Source organism: Paenibacillus sp. PAMC 26794 (genome assembly GCF_000316035.1).
Classification (GTDB): Bacteria; Bacillota; Bacilli; order Paenibacillales; family Paenibacillaceae; genus Paenibacillus.
Map to the genome: position 1 here is coordinate 65907 of NZ_ANHX01000040.1, position 17671 is coordinate 83577.

A 17671-nucleotide genomic window follows, 5' to 3' on the forward strand; every position below is an offset into this window, starting at 1 on the left:
CGATGACCAGAGACAAGATTTCGTTTGCGTGCTGCCCAGAGAGAGAGGGGATTGGTGAAACCTTCTTCAGCGAACGGACCGGAATTACCCCTCTGCAGCCGTGACCTCGAACCTCAACATATCGAACTTCCCTCGGATGTTCAGCATGTTGCCAGTAGAGTTCACCGCCTGATCCCCGATAACGGATTCCAATGAGGGTTATGATGTTTCCTGTTCACGGCGGCTGGCCGAGAGCAGGGTGAACCATAACCAAAATTAGGGTGGAACCACGAGCCAAGCGCACTCGTCCCTTTTCCGGGACGGGTGTTTTTTGCGCTTTCATTTTAAGAAATGGAGAGTGGTTCACATGAGCAAACAAGAAAAAAGTAACTCAGCAAGCAACAAATCAGGTAACGAAATAAACAACCAAGCAAATGATCTTCAACCATCCAGTCATTCCATTGAGGTCCGTCTGCAAGGTGGCGTGGTACGTTCTTACGAAGCAGGCATCACTGTAGGTGCGGTTGCCTCATCCATCAGCACAAGCCTGGGAAAACAGGCCATTGGCGGTATTGTAGATGGTCAGAATGTCGATCTCGATTGGGTGCTCAAGCAAGATTGCGAACTTGTTATCGTTACTTTGGAAAGTGCGGAAGGTCTGTATCGTTATCGTCACAGCGCAGCACATGTGCTCGCACAGGCACTCAAACGCATCTACGGTGCAGAACAAGTGAAACTGGGTATCGGCCCAGTCATTGAAGATGGATTCTATTACGATGTTGATCTGGAGCATGCCCTGTCCATCAGTGATCTGGCTGCCATCGAGCGGGAAATGAACAAAATTATTCAGGAAAATGAAAAGATCAGTCGGCGCGTCGTTAGCCGGGAAGAAGTCCTCCGTATCTTCAGAGAAATCCAGGACCCTTACAAGCTTGAACTCATTCAGGATTTGCCAGAGGATGCCGAGCTTTCGATCTATGATCAAGGAGAGTTCTTCGATCTGTGTCGTGGTCCCCATCTTCCATCCACTGGTCGGATCAAAGCGTTCAAGTTGTTAAATGTGGCTGGTGCGTACTGGCGGGGGAACTCGGATAATAAGATGCTGCAACGCATCTACGGCACTGCTTTCCCGAACAAAGCCCAGCTGAATGAACATCTGCACATGCTCGAAGAAGCGAAGAAACGGGATCACCGTAAACTTGGCAAAGAGCTTGAACTGTTCATGTTCTCCGAAGAAGCGCCCGGCATGCCCTTCTATCTGCCCAAAGGTATGACTGTTCGCACTGAACTGGAGCAATTCTCCCGTGAGCTGCAATTGCAGGAAGGGTATCAGGAAGTTCGGACTCCTCTCATGATGAACAACCGGCTGTGGGAGCAATCCGGCCATTGGGAGCATTACAAGGACAACATGTATTTCTCCGAAGTGGACGATGCCACTTTTGCACTGAAACCGATGAACTGTCCTGGGCATATGCTGATCTTCAAAAACACACTTCATTCCTATCGCGAATTACCGATTCGCATGATGGAATTCGGTCAGGTTCACCGCCATGAATTCTCAGGTGCCCTGAACGGCATGATGCGTGTGCGGACATTCTGCCAGGATGATGCTCATCTCTACGTCATGCCAGAGCAGATCGAGGACGAGATTAATCAGGCGATCTCACTGATCGGACGTATGTACGATATCTTTGGGTTCGAATATAAGATTGAATTGTCCACTCGTCCAGAAGATTCCATGGGATCTGAGGAACTGTGGGATCAGGCGGAACGCGCATTGCAAAATGTTCTGGATCGTCGGGGCGTGGAGTATCGCATTAACGAAGGAGACGGTGCCTTTTATGGACCGAAAATTGACTTTCATATCCTCGATGCGCTGAAGCGTAGCTGGCAGTGCGGAACAATCCAGCTTGATTTTCAAATGCCAGAGAAGTTCGACCTCACTTACATTGGCGAGGATAGCCTGAAACACCGTCCGGTCGTGATCCATCGTGCCATCTATGGTTCCATCGATCGTTTCATCGGCATCCTGACTGAGCACTATGCAGGAGCGTTCCCACTCTGGCTCGCACCTGTGCAAGTGAAGCTCCTACCTGTATCAGATCATTACGCAGACTATGCACTCCAAGTACAGAGCGAGCTCCGGGCTGCGGGCATTCGGGTAGAAACAGATCTGCGCAGCGAGAAGCTCGGGTACAAGATCCGTGAAGCCCAGATGGAAAAAGTGCCTTATTCGCTCGTGCTAGGTGAGAATGAGAAAAATGCCTCATCCGCCTCTGTCCGTGCACACGGTCAGGGAGATCAAGGCATCCAACGTATTGAAGCTGTTATTGAAATGATCCAACAAGCTGTAAAAGCAAAAGTATAAAAGATGTAACGACTCTATTCATCGGTCACTCATCAGCTTGTGCTGAATTACAACTTCTCGTCATCTCTTAGCCCCACCTGTTCTTCGCTCCACGTCCAGAAACGCTCAGCTGAAGCATCATCAACGGCATGTGCCTTCAGCTGCTGCTCTTTCTGCTGATAGTAGTAACGCCCGGTGATCCCGACAACTTCAGGGCTTGTGGCCAGATAAACAGCCGTTCGCGCACCTTCTTCAGGCGACAAAAAGAATGGAAGTTTACCTGCAAACGCCATAATGCGTGTGCCAAATCCGGTATTGCGATCTACGCCAATACTCGTTCCCACCGCACCAGGGTGTAGACAGTTCACTGTGACAGACGTACCTGACAGTTTGCTTGCCAGTGCACGAGTGAACAGCACGTTCGCCAGTTTGGATTGAGCATAACTTTTGATCGGATTATACCCTTTGTGCAGATGTGGATCTTCGAAGTGGATTTTGCCGGCCTTGTAAGCACCTGACGAAACGTTCACAACCCGTCCCTGCTTCGCAGCTTTCAGTGGTTCTATCAAAAGTAAGGTCAGCAGGAAATGCCCCAGATGGTTAATGCCAATACTCTGTTCGAACCCGTCTGAAGTTTCCTTCCGCTTGACCATCACCACCCCCGCATTATTAACCAGAACGTCAAGGCAATCATGACGCTCGCGGAAAGTGCGGGCAAACTGGCGTATACTTTCGAGTGAACCCAGATCACACAACATCAATTCAATTGCAGAAGAACCGGACTGACGCACAGCCTCCTGAAGAGCATCCTGTCCGCGCTTCTCACTGCGGCATGCCATAATTACGCGATATCCTTGCCTTGCAAGTTCAATGGTGGTTGCCAACCCCATACCTGAGTTAGCTCCTGTTACAATTGCTGTCTGATTGGACATGAGGTACTTCCCTTCTGAACCTGAGGTTCCGAAATTAGAGGCGCGACGACGGACAATATGAGATAATGATAGGATCACATCTCGGTTTCCATGGGAGGACAAGTATGCTGACCAAAGAAGATTTTAAAAAAGTTAAAAAACAAGCCAAACTTGAAATCGCACTACTCGAACAGGAATATCAGGAAATCTTGCAGACCGTTGATTCTACGCTGTATGAAAAATACGGTGTCTTGGACAAAGAAGAAACATGTGAGCTCACCCGAAAACGTAAAAACCGAAGATATGCTTCACTGGTCATCGAACTATGCGCCATTATTGAACAAATGTTACATCAACTGTACAGCGACGTATATCAGAAAAAGTTTAATTCGACTCAGCTGATGAAAACTCCTGCCTACCGTGCACGCTCCAACATGGAGATTATTCAGGCTGAACTGAGTAAAGAGTTCATTGCTCTGGAATCCGTAAAGGAACACTTCGCTGAAGCCCTTAGTCTGGTGTTTCAGACGAGGAACAAACTTGTTCATGAACACTTCTCGTTTGTCTCCATCGTTAAGGATGGCAGTAATGAAGAAGAAACGTTCGAAGCGCTACTCCATACTGTAAAAAAATATAGAAAACATTTAAAATATAATCGCCCTGAATAACAACAATCATCGCTGAAAAAGAAAAGGAGGTGTACCGGACTACGGTCCGGATCACCATGAGCCATCCAACAACTTCGATTACTGTGCTAAATCTTCAGATTCCTACACCTTCTGGGAACAGCCCCATATTCCCCGTCATGCTTCGTGATGTAGATGGCGTTACCCTGGTGGATACAGGCATGATTGGACAATTCGCTGAACTTCAATCCGCATTGGAACAAGAGGGCGTACAGCTCTCGGACGTCAAACGTGTGATTATTACTCATCAGGACATCGATCATATCGGTAACTTGGGTGCTCTTTTGGATGCCATTCCTGATCTGGAAATCTGGGCACATGCCGATGAGATTCCATATCTAACCGGTGAGAAGCCTTTGATCAAGTTCATGCCTGAACGTCGTGCTCTGCTGCCCGCACCAGTTTTGGCACTGGCAGACCAACTGCTCTTGCAGCTGCCTGAAGTGAACATTAGTAGAACTCTGGCGGACGGAGACTTGTTACCCCTTCAAGGTGGTACACAGGTCATTCACACACCGGGACATACCCCAGGCCATATCTGCCTGTATTTCGGGGAGCAGCAGTTCCTTCTCGCTGCCGATGAACTTCGTGTGGTCGATGATAAACTGGTTGGCCCTGCACCACAAGCGACACCGGACATGCCTGAAGCGCTGCGAAGCCTGAAGAAACTGACCGACCTGAAGCTCAATAAAGTTCTCTGTTATCACGGTGGAGAGTGCATGAATGATCCGGCTCAGCGTATTGCCACACTTGCGGAGAGCGCAGAGTAAGTAAATAACGCGGAGCTGTGAGTGTTTTTGGAATGACACAAGCATCCTATTAACGCTGTTTCTCTTCGTGCGGCATTGTGCGGAGTAGCTCATTCAAGATTAGGATGACACATACATTACAATCAAGGAGCTGTCCCAAATGTCATGAATTTGACGGGGACAGCTCCTTTGATTAGTTAACCACGCACTTCTACTACTGCACTGGTGTTGACCGTATGGTAGCTCCTATTGCGCACGATATGCATACAGTATGTACGCAGTATCTTATATTGCACCGCGGCATGTGCACAGTATCTTTCCCCTGCCCGTTTGGCAAAACAATTCACCGGAAAATCCGTAACGTAGGTGTCTACTTATTGACTGAGGTCCGCCTCTAATGAATTGGGCACAGTCTAAACGCTATAGTTGTTTTGTAACGAATCTCAGACACCCTATACGCAGTATTTTGAGTATCAAGATTTTCTAACGAACTCCAGACAGCTTAGTTACTCATTTCATTGGTTTTGCCGCAGGTTTCGAGTGAATTTTGGCGATATAGCGCGGCTGAGGTTCGTTAAATTCTACGATCGTCACCAAACCTCTATTTAAGGTGCGTCAGGTTCGTTAGAAAAATTTTATTTAGAGCGATTTAGATTCAGGGCACTTCAGGGCTTTGGCTCAAGATAAGCGGCAACCGTTCGTTTTAAACTCACTCCATTCGCTACCTTACGGCGGGACCAATTCGGTTCGATGCTGTCCTGCAACACTGATTTTATATCCCCTGACTCCCAACTCAACTCTCCGGAGTAAGTAAAATTAGTTTGTCATCCCCATCACGTGGCGATCCCCGTCCATCCCGATTGTTCGTAAGTACGTATAACTTTCCGTCCTCTCCAGCACTTACATTGCGAATCCGGCCCCATTCATCTTCGAAGATGGGTTCCACCTTCTCCACCTGTGTGCCATCTTCCGAAAGAGTAACCTTCAGCAGCTGCTCTCCACGCAGATTCGCAGCAATCAGTGATCCAGCCCAAGGTCCTTCCTCAACAAAAGCTACACCAGACGGCGCCCATGTATCATTCCCACTATGTGCAAGCGGAGCCTGATATGCGCCATTGTCATCATCGTCTCCTTCTACCTCGGGCCAGCCATAATTCTCCCCGGCCACAATCCGGTTGATCTCATCATGATTCCGCTGACCATGCTCAGTGGAATAGAGGTAACCGTTATCCGGGTTCCATGCCAGTCCCTGTGCGTTGCGGTGTCCCATACTGTATACGGGTGAATTCGGCCATGGGTTGTCTGCTGGGATCGATCCGTCGAGACCAATCCGCAATATTTTACCCCCAAGGCTATCTTCGTTCTGTGACAATTCCGGTTCATAGCGCTCACCTGTCGTGAAATAGAGCAACTTGTCCGGGCCAATTTTGATCCGCCCACCGTTATGATTCGTTCCGCCTGGAATGTTACCAAGCAACTCTTGATCTATGACGGCTTTGCCATCATTCACCTTGAGGCGTAACACACGATTGGCAATGTCGTCGCCTTCCAGATAGGAGTGGTATGCATACAAGTAACCGTTCTCCTCAAAGTCCGGATCTGCTGCAAGGCCCAATAGACCTCCTTCACCTTCTTCATTAAACGGAGCTGAGAATTCAATCAGTGGTTCAGAGACTAGTTTTCCATCCTCAATGATCCGAATCGCACCAGGGCGTTCCGTTACAAACATCCGACCATCAGGCACACTCACAATCTCCCATGGTGCATTCATTCCTTCAACCAGAACGGAAGCCTGATAGGGAATACCCACCTCTCCCTGCGCTCCACTCTCGTCTCCACTTGCACTGGTATTGCCTCCGTTGGCTGTCTGTCCCTGACCGGTTCCCTGTCCCTGAGACGACTGCCCTGTTCCTCCCGTAAAGGGTTCGCCTGAAGAACATGACGCTGTTAACAGTGCCACACTTAATAATGAAGCATACAGTGGAACGGTTACTCGATTATTCATGATTACATCTCCCTTCGCATATCGTTCTTTTGTATCAAATAAATAAGCCATGCTTCAACGTATTGTTAATGTATTGTTCTCTATAGTTGTGGTGTTATTATTCATCTGTAAAGCGGTTTCGCCCTGTATTACCCTTCATACCAGCCGCTTAAACCGAGAATTCAAGGTATTCCGAGGATATGAAATCACCGCAGTTTGGAATTCCATCATAATCTTTTATAATAGAAGGATAGTATGAATGGAAAGGTGGACAACTACACTTATGAATCAAAACCCTTTATCTCGTCTTGAAGCCGATCTGTCCGGGCAAGGATTGGACGCCATGCTGATCACAGATCCGAAACATATCTACTATTTAACTGGATTTGCGAGCAATCCGCATGAACGCTTCCTTGGTCTGGTTCTCGCACGCGGCGAAGAACCATTATTGATTGTACCCGCTCTGGACGCTGAAGCTGCTGCAGCCGCTTCCTCGGTATCCAACATTGCTACTCACACGGATACGGATAATCCATACGCTTTGTTTGATCGTTATCAGGGGCGCTTGGCCCGAGTAGGTCTCGAAAAAGAATATGTGACAGTATCACGTTATGAGCAGCTGACCGCCGCTCTCGGTACTGCCAGCTTTGAAGATGTTGGCCCCCTGCTTCGCACATTACGTGTGAAAAAAACACCGGATGAGGTAGCCCGCATTCGCCACGCCATTTATCTGATCGAAGAAACATTGCGTCAAGGCCTCTCTCATGTTCGCACAGGCGTAACCGAGATTGAACTTGTCGCTGAGATGGAGTATCAGATGAAAAAGCTGGGTGCCGATGGCCCTTCCTTTGATACCATGGTGCTCACAGGACCCAAAACAGGTCTGCCACACGGTACACCGGGTGAACGGAAACTGCAACATGGTGACCTGTTAATGTTTGATATGGGTGTCTATGCTGAAGGGTATGCCTCGGATATCACACGTACATTCGCTTTTGGTGACATCTCACCTGAACTCAAAACCATCTATAACACCGTGCTCGCAGCGAACGAAGCTGCTATCCAAGTCGTGAAACCAGGCATCACCTGCGCCGAAGTGGATCGTGCAGCACGCCAGGTCACGGAAGAAGCGGGATACGGCGAGCGTTTTATGCATAGAGTAGGCCATGGATTGGGTATCGACGTACATGAGTATCCTTCTCTCCATGGAGAGAATATGGACATCCTTAATGAAGGTACCGTATTCACGATTGAACCGGGCATATATACCGCAGCAGGCGGCGTCCGTATCGAGGATGATGTAATTGTGACTGAGACGGGTGTAGAAGTTCTGACAACATATCCAAAAGAACTGCAAATTCTTAGCGACTAATCCAATTGGATTTATGTCAAAAACAGCCCATATACATCAATGCTCAGCCGATATTATGCATCATGAACTAAACTGCACGAAACTGTGCTGAACTGTATCTTCAAAATAATATACTCCTTTCGCGTACGCCTCAGGCCTGTATACAGAAAAAGTAGCAAGTACACACGCGAACGCAAAAATCCCGCAAATCCATGAATATCATGGGTTGCGGGATTTTAATTAATACGAAGCATATCCTAAATTACTCCGTCTGCATTCTACGTAATCTTATTCCTGCTCACTCATTTACCATTAGTCAAACTCATGCGTGATATCCTGCCAAGACTCCAGCTGTGGCAGCTGTTGCTTCCCCTAGTAATCCAGAAACCATTGAATAATCCCAGTCGTATCCGTTGTTCTGCAGCTGTAATGTCGGAAACCGTCCTCGCCTTCCTGCAAACGAATCTCTGCCACCATTTGCCCTGGTTCCTCAAGCGCAGCAGCCTGCATATACATACTTCCCTCCACCAGCTCCGAAGGTTCAAGTACTACGTATTCCTGCAATTCCAGATTGGAGATCAACTCCACCAATAACGAGGCATTAATGCTATCATTCTCGTAGGTTGTGCCATTGCTTTCCAGTGTATAACGCAGTGTAGAGTACATGTGCGATTCCCCTTTGTATGAAATCATCGTTGGCTAATGATACACGCTCATAACGACAGGTCGTTATACTCTTTGAATATTGTCTAAGCTTCATCCTTAAACTTAAAGCTACGTGCAGCATACAGAAACGGCGTTCCAACCGCAGTTAATACAAATTTGATAATATACGTCGTCAGGAAGATTTCCAGCCAAACATCCCAAGGATAGATGAACGCAAACGCGATCGTACAGAACACCAGTGTATCCACAAATGAACTGATGATCGAACTACCGTTGGTGCGAATCCACAACTGATTGCGCCCTGGGGCTACCTTGCGTAACCAGGAGTACAATCGAACATCCAGGAACTGACTGATGAAGTAAGCGGTCAGACTTCCGAGGGCCAGACGTGGCAGCAGACCGAACAGCTTCGCCATGGATTCCTGTGCAAAGTCCGTCGGTGCCGGGTCAAAAAACAACACCATCTGCATCAGAACCGTCGTCATGATGAGCGTGAAAAATCCAAACCATACGGCTTTGCGTGCCTCACCTGGTCCATATTTCTCATTGAGAAGGTCACTGGTCAGGTACATGCTGACATACATCGTGTTGCCTAACGTCAGCACGATCCCCATTATATCTATCGTTTTGGTCACCTGAATGTTGGCTATAACCGTAGCCACACCAATCCAGGCATAGAGACCTTTTTTACCGAACAAGCGGTAACACAGCAGGAAAAATCCATAAGTTACGAGAACAAAAACTGCTCCCCACCCTAAGTTAAACATAAATACATACACTGCCTTCCTAGTTTTGATTACGCGGGATGGTTACGAACCGCGGTTTGGCTCAGGGCCAAAACATGAATACTCTATCACATTTCTCGTCCCATGAACAGAACTAAATAACTCCAAGTGTGCCTGAGTGACTACGATCCCGCCTATATTCCTCCCGTGTCCCTCTCGACCATACGACTGTTTTTGTATCTCCTTGCCTTGCACCATGTATCGAAAAAGAAGACTGCATCACACACCGTGTAAAGTATAATTTGATTGCCGCAAAAAAACCGCCCTCCGGATTCCTCCGAAGGACGGCTCTAGCTATCTTAATGTGAGCTTCTATCTAATCCATTCTGTATTAAGCCTGAGCCGCAGAATCCAGCTCACGGCTCTGATCGTTAAACGTGTCCCGATCGTTTTCCTTCAAAATTCTGCTCGTCACGAGTCCTGATGTCATCGACCCGTTCACGTTAAGCGCTGTACGACCCATGTCGATCAGCGGCTCCACGGAAATGAGCAGTCCAACCAGAGCCACAGGCAGATTCATGGTGGACAATACGATCAGGGAAGCGAAGGTTGCCCCGCCGCCAACGCCAGCCACACCAAACGAACTGATCATGACTACGAGGATCAAAGTCACAATGAAGTCCCAGCTCAGCGGGTCGATGCCGACCGTCGGAGCAATCATAACCGCCAGCATGGCCGGATAGATCCCGGCGCAGCCGTTTTGCCCAATTGTAGCCCCAAAGCTTGCAGACAGGTTCGCAATGCCGTCCGATACGCCCAGTTTCTTCGTCTGTGTCTCCACATTCAGCGGAATCGCCGCTGCACTTGAACGGGAGGTAAAGGCAAATACCAGTGCTGGCAGAACCTTTTTCACATACGTAATCGGGTTGAACCCGGACAGCGAGATGATGATCAAGTGAATGATAAACATCACGATGAGTGCCACGTAGGACGCAATGACGAATTTGATCAACTTGAGAATCTCATCCGGATTCGTTGTCGCCGTCACCTTGGTAATGAGCGCAAGAATCCCGTATGGCGTAAGCCTGAGCACCAATGTTACAATCCGCATAACGACGGCATATACCGCATTAACCATACCTCGGAAGGTTTCCGCCTGCTGTGGTTTTTTGCGATCCAGTCCCAGTACAGCTACACCGATAAACGCGGAGAAGATAACCACCGCCAGTGTGGATGTACGACGTTCTCCTGTCATATCTGCAAATGGATTCGAAGGAATGAATTCCAGCACTTGCTGCGGGATTGTCTGATCCTTCACATCAACAAGCCGTTCCTCCACCTTCTGAATCTGCGCATTCTCCCGGTCTCCTCCTTGAATCTCAATGGAAGTCAGGTTGAAGCCCAGACTGGTCACAATGCTGACCCCTGCGGCAATCGCTGTGGTGATCAACAGAATGGCAATAATGGAAACACTCATCTTGCCGAGATTTTGTTTGCCCTTCAGATTCATAATGGCCGAGATGATGGACACCATGATCAATGGGATCACGACCATTTGCAACAAACGAACATATCCTGAACCGACCAGATTGAACCAATCGACTGATTTCGTAACTACATCAGAACCTGATGTGTACACCAATTGAAGAATAACCCCGTACACAACCCCCAGTCCCAGACCCGCAAATACGCGTTTCGTAAAGGAGATATGTTTTTTCTGCATCCAGTAGAGGATGCCAAGTAAGGCAAGCATAACCACTACATTCAATATGACTAGAAAAGTATCCATTTCTTTAAATCCTCCTCAGGTATGTGTGTAACCGGAACATATCCGATTTTCTCTTCTATCTTTTGTACTTCCGATAAAGACATTTTACAATATATCATATAACAAACTATTCTGGTAGGTATTAATTGATATTATGTAATATGCATGTAACAGATTCATCTATTTCTGAAAAAAATACACCAAATCGTGAAAATTGTGCTATTCAACCTCCGGTTAATTCGGTAATATAGGTATATCCGCTTATTCCCAAGATTTCTCAACGTAAAATTTAGGTCTTTCTTCATTGATAGATAGGTCTAATAATTACGGAAAAGCGACAATGTTAATGAACTTGACGTGAAAGGATGATCATATGTTTCGTAATCGCACCGTTGCCGGTAAAATCAGAGGCACCTTGTTCCTCGTTCTGCTGGTTGCTTCCCTGTTGTTCAGTATTAGTTTTTATGCCGTATCGATGAATATTATTCAAAGCTACGTTCTTCCGCAGTTTGACAAAGTCCTAAACACGTCCATTCAGGATATATACAAAAATACTTCAGCATCCAAAATCCTGCAGGTACAGAGTGGCGGAGCCGGTTCTGAGGGTGCTGCCATGACCGTGGAATCATATCTGGCAGATAAAGCAAAAGAACACAACCTCGATGCCGCTTACGTTGTTGCTATACAGGACGGCTCAGCCAAAGTTGTTGTGGCCAGCTCTTCCTCAGGCATGAAAGCCCAGGATGAGATTAATGTAGAACCAGCAATGAATGCGGCTATTGAGAGCAAAGAAATGGTAATCAGCGAGGTCTACTCCGATTCCTTTGGTGTACATAAAGCAGCCTTTATTCCCATTGCAGGAAGTAATATGATTATGGCTGTAAGCATGGATGCTCAGTTCATTCAGGATAAGATTACCCAGATTTTCTGGTTGTGTCTTGGAATTACAGCATTAGTGTTCGTGCTCGGCTGGCTTATCTCCACTAGTATGATCAAAAGAGTGACCAAACCAATCATCAAGCTCGTTCAACATAGCAAACAAATATCCCAAGGTGATCTAACCGCTGAGCTAGAGATAAAAGGTAAAGATGAAATTGCCCAGCTTGCCGCAAGCTTCCAGACGATGACGCATAATCTGAAAGAAATGATTAGCCGTGCCTTGTCCACGTCCAATGAAGTTGTGTCAGGCTCCAATGACCTGCTTCAGCGGGTTGAATCGATGTCCGGTATGGTTCGAAACTCCAGCCGCTCCGCAGAAGATGCAGAAAAAGGCAGCATCAGCATTGCGTCAAGCGCATCCGAGAACGCCAGAGCTATGGAAGAAATTACGCAAGGTATCATGCATATTGCTTCTTCTTCCGCTGAAGTGTCTGAGCAGATTGGTGAAGCAGCCAACGAGGCAGTTAACGGTAACAGACTGGCTCAGAATGCCGTTGAGCAGATGGAGCGTGTAGGCCAGACAGCAAGTGAATCGTTGCGTTATGTTGAAACTATGAATGAACGTTCAGTAGCCATCGGCACCATTGTTGCTTCCATTTTTGAAATCACCAAACAGATTAACATGCTGTCACTCAACGCCTCCATTGAAGCAGCACGTGCCGGAGAGCATGGCCGCGGATTCGCTGTTGTTGCCGGAGAAGTTCGTAAACTTGCCGAGCAATCCAAGACAGCCACCGAAGAAATTTCGGATTATCTGGGTACCATTCGTGAAGACGCTGAACGCTCCGTTGATGCCATGAACCGTGTAACCCAGGAGATTGGTTCAGGCACAACTGTCGTTCAACAAGCAGGCTCAGCCTTCCAGCAACTGAATGAATTGATCCAGAACGTGAATCTGACCATTCAGACCGTCTCGGCTTCTACACAACAAGTATCTGCTGGTGCTGAAGAAGTGAGTGCGTCCGTTGAAGAAACGGCACAGATTACGACCAAATCCCGTGAAAGCATGTTACAGATTGCTTCAACAGCAGATCTTCAGCTTAGCGAGATGGATTCACATTCGAATACGGTTCGTCATCTGCATGAACAAGCTGTAGAGCTGCAATCCGCTATGAAGAATTTCAAAATAAACTAACAGGTTAACCATTAACCTATCATCACCTGTTTTAAACCTCATTTAATCATAGGATATACAATACCCCCATGCCGCTAACATTCCGTTTCTAGAGAACGGTTTGTCGGACATGGGGGTATTGTTGTTTCACTCGGGTGCCTGAACATCCATAATCTCGTACACGCGCTTCATATCCAATGCCGAACGCAATGATTCGGCTACCCGATCAAACTCCATCTCCTTACGTTCATGCGCACTATATGTCTCCTGAAGCGGAGCCAGTCCCTTTCCTGCACGCAAGGCATTCAGCCACGAACGCCGGAATTGATCACTTTCAAACAAACCATGCAGGTAGGTTCCCCACACGCTGCCATCTACTGAGCCCCAGCCTTCTTGGAAAGGTTGACCACCTGGATGTGAGATTTCAAACAACGCGGTTACACGTTCAGGCTCGTGACACTCCGTAACGCCCATATGAATCTCATATCCATTAACAGGTAATGAAGCATCTGTTACATCTCGCTCACCATACAGACGAATCGGGTGATTAGGCTGCACCCGTCCGGATGCTCTGAAGGTCTGCTTTTCCTGAAGAAACGTTGTCGATAGTGGGAGCCAGCCAAGTCCTTTTGCTTCCTGGATCTGATTCGCCTCCACAGCGAACGGGTCCTTCAGATGACGTCCCAGCATCTGGTATCCGCCACATATCCCTACGAGCTGAACATGCTCACGCTCGGTCTGGCTGGCAATCGCCTGCTCCAGACCAGACTCACGCAGAAATGCCAGGTCACCTATGGTATCCTTCGTACCCGGTAGAAGAATGGCATCCGGACTGCCCAATTCCTCTGGCGAGGTCACGTAACGCACATTCACATCTGGTTCACGGGAAAGTGCATCAAAATCTGTAAAGTTGGAAATTCGCGGATATCGGATCACCGCCAGATCCAGCTCGGTTTTGCCGGTTTTCCCATGACGCATAGAGTCCAGCACCACTGAATCCTCTGCTTCAATCTGAATATCTCTTATGTAAGGCAATACACCTAATACTGGAATGCCTGTCCGTTCTTCGAGCCAGTCGAGTCCTGGCTGCAACAGGGACAGATCGCCGCGGAACTTGTTGATAATGAACCCTTTGACACGCGCCACCTCATGGGGTTCCAGCAGCTCCAGCGTACCTACAATGGAAGCGAACACCCCGCCCCGATCAATATCGGAGATCAGAATCACCGGCGCATCGGCCCAGCCTGCCAGATTCATGTTGACGATATCCCGGTCCTTCAGATTGATCTCGGCCGGACTGCCCGCTCCTTCCATCAGCACAATATCATAGGTATCCCGTAGCCGGTTCAACGCATCCATAACCGTCTGCTTTGCTTCAGGCAGGAAATGCTGACGGTAGTCGGATGCACTCATCTGGGCAAAAGGTACACCATGTACCACGATCTGCGAATGCATGTCCCGTACGGGCTTAATCAGGATCGGGTTCATGTCGGTTGTCGCGTCAATACCGCAGGCCTCGGCCTGTGCTCCCTGAGCCCGACCAATCTCCTTGCCATCTTCCGTCACATAGGAATTCAGTGCCATATTCTGTGACTTGAACGGAGCAGGCTTGAAGCCATCCTGCTTAAAAATCCGGCACAATGCCGTTGTGATGACACTTTTGCCCACATCAGAAGCCGTTCCTTGCAGCATCAGTACCGCCGCTGGTTGTGATGGCCTATCTTCCACGCTCTCTCCCCCTGTCTCCGTGTTATATCCAGATCACCTTGCTCCCAACCTCATGCGTAACACTTTCCATACTGCTTCTTACTTCAAAAGTTACAGCCAGAACAGTCCTTGAAGCACGCTCAGCACGGTCAACAAAGCCGCCTCCAGCAGCTCATTCATGGCACCATACGTATCCCCGGTTAAACCGCCGAGCCGTTCACTGATCTGGGCAGCCACGAATCGGCCGATATAATAACACGCCACAGGCAGTATAATAACTGCCGTCACCGGGTATAGCCACCATGGCAGTGTTCCCAGCCCACTCACCATCGCATCCGCAATCCCCATATCCGGCTTGAAAAGCCACACCGCGGCAAACGTAAGTGCCCCTGCGACCAAGGTCAGGCCCACAGCTGAACTTCGTGCACGCTGGACCTCCTTCCGCTTACCCAGACCTTTAAACAATACGGCAAGTCCATCATCTCCGCGTGCATTCGGCCAGGCCGACATCGCATACACCATGAACCAGCGGCTCCAGATCATGGGGAGGATCAGCAGCGCACCGTACACCCAGTGGCCCCGGGCAATAAAATCGGCGATCAGCGCCGCTTTCATCATCAGCAGCAAGACGCAGGCGATCACACCCATGGCCCCTACACGGCTGTCCTTCATAATCTCCAGCATCCGTTCACGGGTACGATAACTGAGCAAGCCATCCGCCGTATCCATCCATCCGTCAAGATGGAGCCCTCCGGTGAGCCATACCCATAACGTCAAGGTCAGGACAGCAGCCGGAAAGGCGGGAAGCACTGCACCACTTAAGGCTCCCGCGAGCCAGACACACAGACCAATAGTAGCACCGACCAGCGGATAAAAAACTACACTTTCCCGCAGCAGCGGCGGGACAAAATCGATTTGCATTTTGACAGGGAAACGGGACAAAAATTGAAAAGCGGCTGCCGCCGCATGTTTGCGCTGAGGAGCAGGCGTGCCATCCTTCATAAGCGGTACTCCTTGCTTTTTAGTTCAATCGCAATGCCTACGGTCACCAGAAACACTTCACCGCATATCGCCGCAATGCGCTGATTCAGTACACCGGCCAAATCCCGATATTTTCTGCCAAGGGCATATTCCGGTACGATCCCGTCTCCCACTTCATTCGTAACCAGAACAAGCAAACCGGGATAGGTTCGAATCGCTTCAACCATCGCGTCCAAATGTGCCTGTAACAACTGCTTCTCGTCATGCTCATGCGCTAACAAAACATTTGTCAGCCACAGCGTCAGGCAATCCACCAGAATGGTGGGTGCAGAAGTCCCTGTATGCCCTTCACCCATGCGGTTTATCAAAGCAGGCAGATGTATCGGTTCTTCCATCGTGTGCCACAGATACCCTGATGCCTCGCGCTGATGCTGATGCATGGCGATACGCTCACGCATTTCATCATCATACGCCTGAGCTGTCGCCACATACCAAGCCTCCGAGGAACGCTGCATGCAGAGACGCTCGGCAAAGGAGCTTTTGCCACTGCGTGCCCCGCCCGTCACCAGTACACTCATCGGGAACCCTCTCTTTGCAGGGATGAAGCACCAGTAACATCAGAGTCCGCTACATCTCCCTCACTTCCACAGACTTCGGTATCCGAAGCCTTGTTCGTTCCATCCGATACCCCTGCACTTGCAAAGGTCGCCATCTCATTCAGAATGAGACAGGCTGCATCAATCAGATGAAGACTGAGCACACCGCCTGTGCCCTCACCCAGACGCATGTCCAGATCCAGCATCGGTTTCAGATCAAGTTCACGAAGCAGAGTTGCATGTCCACTTTCATGTGAAGTATGAGAAGCGACCATATAGGCTGTGCTCAGAGGTGCAAGTTGTCTCGCAACCAGCGCGGCCGCGGTCGAGATGAACCCGTCTACAACGACCGGGCAACGATGAGCAGCGGCCGCGAGAATAACCCCGGTGAGTCCAGCAATCTCCAGGCCACCCACCTTGCACAGAACATCCAGTGCATCTTCCGGGTTCGGTGCGTTTACGCTAAGCGCCCGGCTGACTACAGCAGCCTTGCGCTGCAAGCCTGCATCATCAATGCCGGTGCCTCTCCCCACGGCGGCAGCTGGTGCAACTCCGGTTAACGCGCTCATTACCGCAGCACTTGCGGTGGTGTTGCCAATCCCCATTTCCCCGGTGACAAACAGTTGTGTTCCCTTCGCCACCTCTGCCGATACAACTTCGGCTCCTGCAAGGATAGCGCTGACTGCCTCATCCCGGGTCATCGCTGCACCTCGGGCCATGTTGGCCGTGCCTTTGCGAATTTTACGGGAAAGCAGGTCCGGATGTTCAAGATCGGCATTCACACCGATATCCACACAGATCACATCAGCTCCGGCGTGACGGGCAAGCACATTCACCGCAGCGCCTCCAGCGAGGAAATTCAGGACCATCTGCGGGGTCACTTCAGCAGGAAAAGCACTGATGCCTTCTTCCACTACGCCGTGATCTGCGGCCATGACAATGACCGCTCTGTGATCAAAACGTGGACGTGCATTGCCCGTCATACCTGCCAGACGGATCACCAGCTCTTCCAATTTGCCCAGACTTCCCGGTGGCTTCGTCAACGAATCCACATGCGCAGAGGTTTCTGCCGCCACTTGCTGATCAGGAGCAGTAATCTTACTTATTAAATGCTCCAACACCTGTTCATTATTCATACAACCAGCACTTCCTTCATCAAAATATGGGT

At 49.1% G+C, this 17671-nt stretch carries 14 protein-coding genes; 5 read left to right on the top strand and 9 right to left on the bottom strand.

The genetic code is table 11. The annotated features are described in order from the left end of the window. Positions 1-346 precede the first annotated feature (346 nt). Positions 347-2347: a threonine--tRNA ligase gene (gene thrS / locus D829_RS0116095; protein ID WP_017689943.1), complete on the top strand. Its 2001-nt coding sequence runs from the start codon at positions 347-349 to the stop codon at positions 2345-2347. Positions 2348-2394: 47 nt separating this feature from the next. Here thrS and D829_RS0116100 read toward each other — a convergent pair whose 3' ends face one another. After that, positions 2395-3258, bottom strand: coding sequence for an SDR family oxidoreductase (locus D829_RS0116100; protein WP_017689944.1), 864 nt, complete (start codon positions 3256-3258; stop codon positions 2395-2397). 104 nt (positions 3259-3362) lie between these two features. Between D829_RS0116100 and D829_RS0116105 the strand changes: the two genes are divergently transcribed. After that, positions 3363-3905, top strand: a complete 543-nt coding sequence (locus D829_RS0116105) for a hypothetical protein (protein ID WP_017689945.1) — start codon at positions 3363-3365, stop codon at positions 3903-3905. Positions 3906-3934: 29 nt separating this feature from the next. After that, the gene (locus tag D829_RS0116110) at positions 3935-4693 is read left to right on the top strand and encodes an MBL fold metallo-hydrolase (protein WP_036661245.1); all 759 of its coding nucleotides are present in this window, start codon (positions 3935-3937) and stop codon (positions 4691-4693) included. Between the two features lie 772 nt (positions 4694-5465). Here the strand turns inward: D829_RS0116110 and D829_RS0116115 are convergent. Beyond that, positions 5466-6677 (bottom strand): PQQ-dependent sugar dehydrogenase, encoded by a 1212-nt coding sequence (locus D829_RS0116115; RefSeq protein ID WP_017689947.1) that lies wholly within the window; start codon positions 6675-6677, stop codon positions 5466-5468. Positions 6678-6939: 262 nt separating this feature from the next. Here D829_RS0116115 and D829_RS0116120 point away from each other — a divergent pair, with 262 nt between their 5' ends. Beyond that, a complete protein-coding gene (locus D829_RS0116120; RefSeq protein WP_017689948.1) occupies positions 6940-8028 on the top strand; it encodes a Xaa-Pro peptidase family protein in 1089 nt (362 codons plus the stop codon). A gap of 351 nt (positions 8029-8379) precedes the next feature. On the opposite strand, the gene D829_RS31215 is transcribed toward D829_RS0116120, so the two are convergent. From D829_RS31215 to D829_RS0116135, 3 genes are all read right to left on the bottom strand, one after another. Then, positions 8380-8673, bottom strand: a complete 294-nt coding sequence (locus tag D829_RS31215; RefSeq protein ID WP_017689949.1) for a hypothetical protein — start codon at positions 8671-8673, stop codon at positions 8380-8382. 83 nt (positions 8674-8756) lie between these two features. Next, positions 8757-9440, bottom strand: coding sequence for a queuosine precursor transporter (locus tag D829_RS0116130; protein WP_017689950.1), 684 nt, complete (start codon positions 9438-9440; stop codon positions 8757-8759). A 349-nt stretch (positions 9441-9789) separates the two neighbouring features. Further along, on the bottom strand, positions 9790-11187 hold the full coding sequence (locus tag D829_RS0116135; protein ID WP_017689951.1) for an L-cystine transporter: 1398 nt from the start codon (positions 11185-11187) through the stop codon (positions 9790-9792). Positions 11188-11539: 352 nt separating this feature from the next. On the opposite strand from D829_RS0116135, the gene D829_RS0116140 reads away from it, so the two are divergent. Further along, positions 11540-13240: a methyl-accepting chemotaxis protein gene (locus tag D829_RS0116140; RefSeq protein WP_017689952.1), complete on the top strand. Its 1701-nt coding sequence runs from the start codon at positions 11540-11542 to the stop codon at positions 13238-13240. 126 nt (positions 13241-13366) lie between these two features. On the opposite strand, the gene D829_RS0116145 is transcribed toward D829_RS0116140, so the two are convergent. The 4 genes from D829_RS0116145 to cobT form a co-directional block, all read right to left on the bottom strand. Next, positions 13367-14911 (bottom strand): cobyric acid synthase, encoded by a 1545-nt coding sequence (locus D829_RS0116145; protein ID WP_051153983.1) that lies wholly within the window; start codon positions 14909-14911, stop codon positions 13367-13369. Between the two features lie 126 nt (positions 14912-15037). Beyond that, positions 15038-15928, bottom strand: a complete 891-nt coding sequence (gene cobS / locus D829_RS0116150) for an adenosylcobinamide-GDP ribazoletransferase (RefSeq protein ID WP_017689954.1) — start codon at positions 15926-15928, stop codon at positions 15038-15040. After that, a complete protein-coding gene (gene cobU / locus D829_RS0116155) occupies positions 15925-16485 on the bottom strand; it encodes a bifunctional adenosylcobinamide kinase/adenosylcobinamide-phosphate guanylyltransferase (RefSeq protein ID WP_017689955.1) in 561 nt (186 codons plus the stop codon). The genes cobS and cobU overlap by 4 nt, the downstream gene beginning before the upstream one ends. After that, positions 16482-17639 carry a nicotinate-nucleotide--dimethylbenzimidazole phosphoribosyltransferase gene (gene cobT, locus D829_RS0116160; protein WP_017689956.1) on the bottom strand — a complete coding sequence of 386 codons (1158 nt, stop codon included), beginning with the start codon at positions 17637-17639 and terminating at the stop codon, positions 16482-16484. The genes cobU and cobT overlap by 4 nt, the downstream gene beginning before the upstream one ends. Between the last annotated feature and the right edge of the window lie 32 nt (positions 17640-17671).